General features: G+C 64.4%; 6 protein-coding genes. 5 read left to right on the forward strand and 1 reads right to left on the reverse strand.

Annotated elements, in window-relative coordinates:
• Positions 1-76: 76 nt before the first annotated feature.
• The 4 genes from ACXJ7R_RS23710 to ACXJ7R_RS23725 all read left to right on the forward strand — a co-directional run bounded on the left by ACXJ7R_RS23710 (position 77) and on the right by ACXJ7R_RS23725 (position 3,790).
• Positions 77-331, forward strand: coding sequence for a GlsB/YeaQ/YmgE family stress response membrane protein (locus tag ACXJ7R_RS23710; RefSeq protein ID WP_457153965.1), 255 nt, complete (start codon positions 77-79; stop codon positions 329-331).
• 25 nt (positions 332-356) lie between these two features.
• Positions 357-503, forward strand: a complete 147-nt coding sequence (locus ACXJ7R_RS23715; protein WP_013529552.1) for a hypothetical protein — start codon at positions 357-359, stop codon at positions 501-503.
• A 190-nt stretch (positions 504-693) separates the two neighbouring features.
• Positions 694-2,973, forward strand: coding sequence for a transglycosylase domain-containing protein (locus tag ACXJ7R_RS23720; protein ID WP_457153966.1), 2,280 nt, complete (start codon positions 694-696; stop codon positions 2,971-2,973).
• A gap of 64 nt (positions 2,974-3,037) precedes the next feature.
• Entirely contained in the window at positions 3,038-3,790 is a 753-nt protein-coding gene (locus ACXJ7R_RS23725; RefSeq protein ID WP_095084738.1) for an SDR family NAD(P)-dependent oxidoreductase, read from the forward strand.
• A gap of 74 nt (positions 3,791-3,864) precedes the next feature.
• Here ACXJ7R_RS23725 and ACXJ7R_RS23730 read toward each other — a convergent pair whose 3' ends face one another.
• The gene (locus tag ACXJ7R_RS23730; protein ID WP_457153967.1) at positions 3,865-4,785 is read right to left on the reverse strand and encodes a zinc-binding dehydrogenase; all 921 of its coding nucleotides are present in this window, start codon (positions 4,783-4,785) and stop codon (positions 3,865-3,867) included.
• Between the two features lie 204 nt (positions 4,786-4,989).
• Between ACXJ7R_RS23730 and ACXJ7R_RS23735 the strand changes: the two genes are divergently transcribed.
• Positions 4,990-5,614, forward strand: a 625-nt coding sequence (locus ACXJ7R_RS23735; RefSeq protein ID WP_457153968.1) for an AraC family transcriptional regulator, incomplete at its 3' end; no start/stop codon positions are given.

Raw genomic sequence — 5,614 nt, forward strand, 5'->3', positions numbered from 1 at the left:
AGCCTGAAACCGTTGATATCGAGGCCGATTCGGAGCTTTCCGCTCCGCGCTCGCCTCTTGCTCGGAGGAAATCGTCATGGGTGTCGAAAGCCTGCTCGTCTTCATCATCATTGGTGCCATCGCCGGTTGGCTCGCCGGTCTCATCGTGTCCGGCTTCGGCTTCGGCCTGATCGGCAACATCATCGTCGGCATTGTCGGCGCGTTCATCGCCGGCTGGCTGTTCCCGCGGATCGGCTTCTCCATCGGCGGCGGCGTTCTCGCGGCAATCATCCACGCCACGATCGGCGCCATCATCCTTTTGGTGCTGGTCAAGGTCCTGAAACGAGCTTGACGCTCGACAACCGAAAGAGCGCGCCATGAAACAGAATACGCTCTATCTCGTCATTGGCGCGCTCGTCGTCGTGGTCATCGCGCTCGGCATCTATGTCTATCGCGAGCAGACCAAACCGAAGGGCGTCGAGCTCAAGATCGACGACAAGGGCATCTCGATCCAGCAGAATTGATGGCATCGGACCGACGCCGACCGCCGTCGCCTTGTTGCGTAAACGGGCCGCGCTGATATGCCGTTCCGGCCGATCCGCAAGCAATTGAATCCATATTGCTTCGATTTTTCCCGACTTAACCCGCCTTTAAACCGCCGCATCTACTCTTCAACCCGAACGCCATAGGCATCGGGGATATCAAGCACAGCGCATGGCGAACCGCAGAGACAGTCGCATCGAACCCAGTTTCGAGGGACCGCCGCAGGCGAAATCCTCGGCGGGTCTTTCGGTGAACGAGGAGGATCGCGTCGTGCCGAGCAACCGCAAAGCCTCCGCAAAACGCAAGCCGGCCAAGGGAAAATCGTCGCGCGGCGGGCGCGGCAGAAGCCGGCGCGGCCTGTTCGGCGTGCTCGGCCGGCTGTTCTACTGGTGCTTCGTGCTCGCCATCTGGGGCGGCATCGCGGCGGCCGGTATCGTCATCTACTACGGCGCCAAAATGCCGGCGGCGACAACCTGGTCGATCCCCGACCGCGCCCCCAACATCAAGATCGTCTCAGTCGACAACCAACTGCTCGCCAATCGCGGCATGAGCGGGGGCGAGGCCGTCGGCCTGCACGAAATGTCGCCCTATATCCCCGAGGCCGTCATCGCCATCGAGGACCGCCGCTTCTACTCGCATTTCGGCATCGACCCGATCGGCCTGTCGCGCGCGATGGTGACCAATCTGCTTGGTGGGCATTTCTCGCAGGGCGGTTCGACGCTGACCCAGCAATTGGCCAAGAACCTGTTCCTGACGCCAGACCGCACGCTGGAGCGCAAGGTGCAGGAAGTGCTGCTGGCGCTGTGGCTCGAGCACAAGCACACCAAGGACCAGATCCTGGAAATGTACCTCAACCGGGTCTATTTCGGTTCCGGCGCCTACGGCGTCGAGGCGGCCTCGCGCCGCTATTTCGGCAAGAGCGCGCGCGACGTCACCCTGTCGGAAGCCGCATTGCTTGCCGGCCTGTTGAAGGCGCCGTCGCGGCTGTCGCCGGCGCGCGATCCGAAGGCCGCCGAGGAGCGCTCGCAGCTCGTGCTTGCCGCCATGCGCGACGAGGGCAAGATCAGCGCCAAGGAGCTGACTTCCGCGATGAGTGCGCCGGCGACGCGCGCGCCGTCGTACTGGACCGGCTCGGAAAATTACGTGGCCGACACCATCATGGAAGAATTGCCTGACCTGATCGGCGACGTGCGCGGTGACATCATCGTCGACAGCACAGTCGACCTGACGCTGCAGAAACTCGCCGAACAGTCGATCCGCAAGTTGATCGACGACAGCGGCAAGAAGCTCAACGTCACGCAGGGCGCCCTGGTGTCGATCGACGATTCCGGCGCCGTGCGCGCCATGGTCGGTGGCTACGACTATTCGACCAGCCAGTTCGATCGCGCCTCGGAAGCACGCCGCCAGCCGGGCTCGGCGTTCAAGCCATTCGTCTACATGGCCGCCCTTGAGGCCGGGCGCACGCCCGACAGCGTGCGCAACGATGCGCCGATCAAGATCGGTAATTGGACGCCCGACAATTACGGCGGCAAGTATTTCGGCAAGGTGACGCTGGCCACCGCGCTGGCGAAATCGCTGAATTCGGTCGCCGCCCAGCTGACCATGGAGGTCGGGCCGAACGCCGTCGTCGAGGCGGCGCACCGCATGGGCATCCAGTCCGAGCTGCAGTCCAACACCTCGATCGCGCTCGGCACCTCGGAGGTGACGCCGTTGGAACTGACATCGGCCTACGTGCCCTTCGCCAATGGCGGCTACAAGCCCGACATTCATTTCATCCGCCGCGTCACGACCACAGACGGCAAGGTGCTTTACGACAGCGGCGGCGGCAGCGCGCCGCGCGTCGTCAAAACCGAGATCGTCGGCATGATGAACTCGATGATGACCGGCACAGTCGAGACCGGCACCGCCAGGAAGGCGGCTTTTGCTTGGCCGTCGGCCGGCAAGACCGGCACCAGCCAGAATTCGCGTGACGCGTGGTTCGTCGGCTACACCGCCAATCTCACCACCGGCGTCTGGTTCGGCAATGACGACGGCAGCCCGATGAAGAAGGTCACCGGCGGCGCGCTGCCGGCGCAGGCCTGGCACGAATTCATGGTCGCCGCGCATGAGGGCGTGCCGGTGCGGCCGCTGCCCGGCACCTGGAAGTCGACCCCCGCCGACACGATCGTGCCCGACGAGATACCTTCGGCAAACAACAGCCAGCCGGCGCCGGTTCCGCCCGCGTCCGTTGGCCAGCAGGCGCCGGCCGCGCAGGCTGCTGCGCCGGTCGCGCCGCCGCCAACCCCGGTCCGCGCCGTGCGTCCCGCCCAGACCGTCGATGCCGATGGCCTTGCCATGCCGGAGGACGAGGGCGCCACCGCATCGATCAAGCATCCGGTGCCCCCCGGCAATGTCGGCGGTCCGCTGAAGAAGAAGCAGACCTCGATCCTAGACATTCTCGGCGGCGGCTAAGCGGCAACTCGCCTCTCGCCTCCGCGACAGGGTTCGGCTACATCTCCGGTCCGGAGACCGTGACATGGCTGAACTCGACACCAGAAAAACCATCGTGCTGACCGGCGCCAGCCGCGGCATCGGCCACGCCACGGTCAAGCGCTTTTCGCGCGAGGGCTGGCGCGTCATCACCTGTTCGAGGCAGGCTTTTGCCGAGGATTGCCCGTGGCCGGCCGGGCCGGAAGACCACATCAAGGTCGATCTCGCCGACCAGGAAGATGTCGGCATCGCGGTGTCGGAAATCCGCCACCGGCTGGAGTCGCATGGCGGCCAGCTGCATGCGTTGGTCAACAATGCCGGCATTTCGCCGAAGCTCAAGGACGGCAACAGCCGGATGGACTCGATCGACACGCCAATGCATGTCTGGCGCGACGTGTTCCAGGTCAATTTCTTCGCGCCGATCATGCTGGCGCGCGGGCTGTTCAAGGAATTGGCGGCGGCCAAGGGCTCGATCGTCAACGTCACCTCGATCGCCGGCACGCGCGTGCATCCCTTCGCCGGCACCGCCTATGCGACCTCGAAGGCGGCTCTCGGCTCACTGACGCGCGAGATGGCGCATGATTTCGGCCCGCACGGCATTCGCGTCAACGCCATTGCGCCGGGCGAGATCGACACCGCGATCCTGTCGCCGGGCACGGACAAGATCGTCGAGACGATCCCGCTCAGGCGCCTTGGCACCACGGCTGAGGTCGCCGACATCATCTTCTTCCTGTGCTCGCAGCAGGCGTCCTACGTGACCGGCTCGGAAATCCACATCAATGGCGGTCAGCACGTGTGAGCGGGTCGATTTCTTTGTTTTGATGCCATTTCGGACGGAAAACCGCTTCACACTTTTCCTGGAATTGCTCCAACTCATCCGGTTATGGTGAGAACAGCCTTGCCGCTGATGCTGCGCTGTCGCAGTGCGTCGAGGGCTTGGGCGACGTCTGTCCACGGGACGGTCAAGACCACGCGCGTTTCGAGCCGACCCGCCGCGACCATGGCGAGCAGCGAGGCGATATCCGCGCCAATGCCTGAGCCGGAAGTGTAGTAGGCGAAAGTCTGAAGCCTCGCCCCCTCGTGACCCGGAACGAACTGGCGAAATCCAATGGGCGTGAGTTCGCCGCTGCTGGAGCCGAACATGACGATGGTCCCGCCGGATGCGAGGCGTTCGATCGCGTGTGCGAGGCTCTCGCCGCCGACTGATTCGGTGATCAGCGAAAACAGCCCTTCAGCCCGCTCGATCGACTCGACCACCTGCCCGGCTCCAAGGTTGCGGAGATCCTCGTCGTGCCGGGAGGCTGCGACCGCGGTCACGAACGCGCCCTGTTCGCGGGCGATCTGGACCTGGAAACGACCGACCGCACCGCTTGCGCCGGTGATCAGGACCTGCTGGCCGGCCAGGTCACCCCCATGGCGCAGGGTCCTGAGCGCCGTTGTGCCCGCCACCGGAAGCGTGGCGGCGGAGACGAAGCTGACGTCATCCGGCAGGACGGCGAGACGGTCGGTTGAAACGGCGACGCGTTCGGCCCAGCCGGCCTGGTCGACCAAAGCCGCAACCCGGGCGCCCGCGGCTGGCCCGGAGCCATCGGCTGCCGAGCGTTCGACAACCCCGGCGATGTCCTGGCCGGGTATCCAGCCGGCTGGACGTATGGCGAGCAGGCGCAGTTCACCCCGGTTCAACGAAGTTGCGTGGACCGAGACAAGCGCCTCGTTCGAGGCCGGTTGAGGCTCGTCGAGCTCAGAGAGTTTCAGCCGGGAGGCGCTATCTGGAGAGATGACCAGGGCGAGCATAGTTCATACCTCATTGCTGCGTGGTGGACGCATAGCCTTTCGGGGGCGGCTGCCTATGCCTTGGTCTTGCCGGTTGGCAGACGCGGCCGATCGAAGAACCCCGCAGCGCGCCTCAGACGTGCTCATTCACAAGCCGGAACCTATCGACTTTCCCACTTGAATAATTTAGATATCAGCGCAATCAATCGCTAAAAACAGTCAATCATGAGACAGCCTCTCCGCTACCCCTGGCTCGATTTCGATGTGGATGCGCTTTCCGAGCCGGCGATTGCCGTGCGCGTTGATGTCACCGAGACCAGAGCCGAGGTCCCTTCCCATTGGCACCGCAAAGGCCAACTTGTCTTCGCGCTCGGTGGTGGTGTCACCTGCCGTGTCCCCAGCGGCCTGTGGATGGTGCCGCCGCATTGCGGCGTGTGGATCCCCGGCGATATGGAGCACAGCAACATCGCCACCGCCAACGCCCGGATTTTCTTCGTGTACATCGAGCCGGGAGCCGCCGATCTGCCAGACCGGTGCTGCACGCTGTCGATCTCGCCGCTGCTGCGCGAACTGATCGTCGAGCTGGCCGATCACGGGCAGGACGACGATTCACGGAAGGCCGTGCTGACGACGGTTCTGCTCAGCGAGCTGCCGCGCATGTCTGTCCAGCAGCTGCATATGCCGATATCGTCAGAGCCGCGCTTGAGGCGGATCGTCGATGCCTTGGCCGAGAATCCTGCCGACCGCAGCAATCTGGCCGAATGGGCCAGGCGTGTCGCTCTCAGCGAGAGCAGCCTGGCTCGCCTGGTGGTGAGAGAGACGGGCCTGAGCTTCGGACGCTGGCGGCAGC

The sequence above is a fragment of the Mesorhizobium sp. P5_C1 genome (assembly GCF_054049815.1).

Bases quoted from the DNA above. Each gene is read 5' to 3' on its own strand.
- ACXJ7R_RS23710 (WP_457153965.1), top strand. From the start codon at position 77: ATGGGTGTCGAAAGCCTGCTCGTCTTCATCATCATTGGTGCCATCGCC.
- ACXJ7R_RS23715 (WP_013529552.1), top strand. From the start codon at position 357: ATGAAACAGAATACGCTCTATCTCGTCATTGGCGCGCTCGTCGTCGTG.
- ACXJ7R_RS23720 (WP_457153966.1), top strand. From the start codon at position 694: ATGGCGAACCGCAGAGACAGTCGCATCGAACCCAGTTTCGAGGGACCG.
- ACXJ7R_RS23725 (WP_095084738.1), top strand. From the start codon at position 3,038: ATGGCTGAACTCGACACCAGAAAAACCATCGTGCTGACCGGCGCCAGC.
- ACXJ7R_RS23730 (WP_457153967.1), bottom strand. From the start codon at position 4,785: ATGCTCGCCCTGGTCATCTCTCCAGATAGCGCCTCCCGGCTGAAACTC.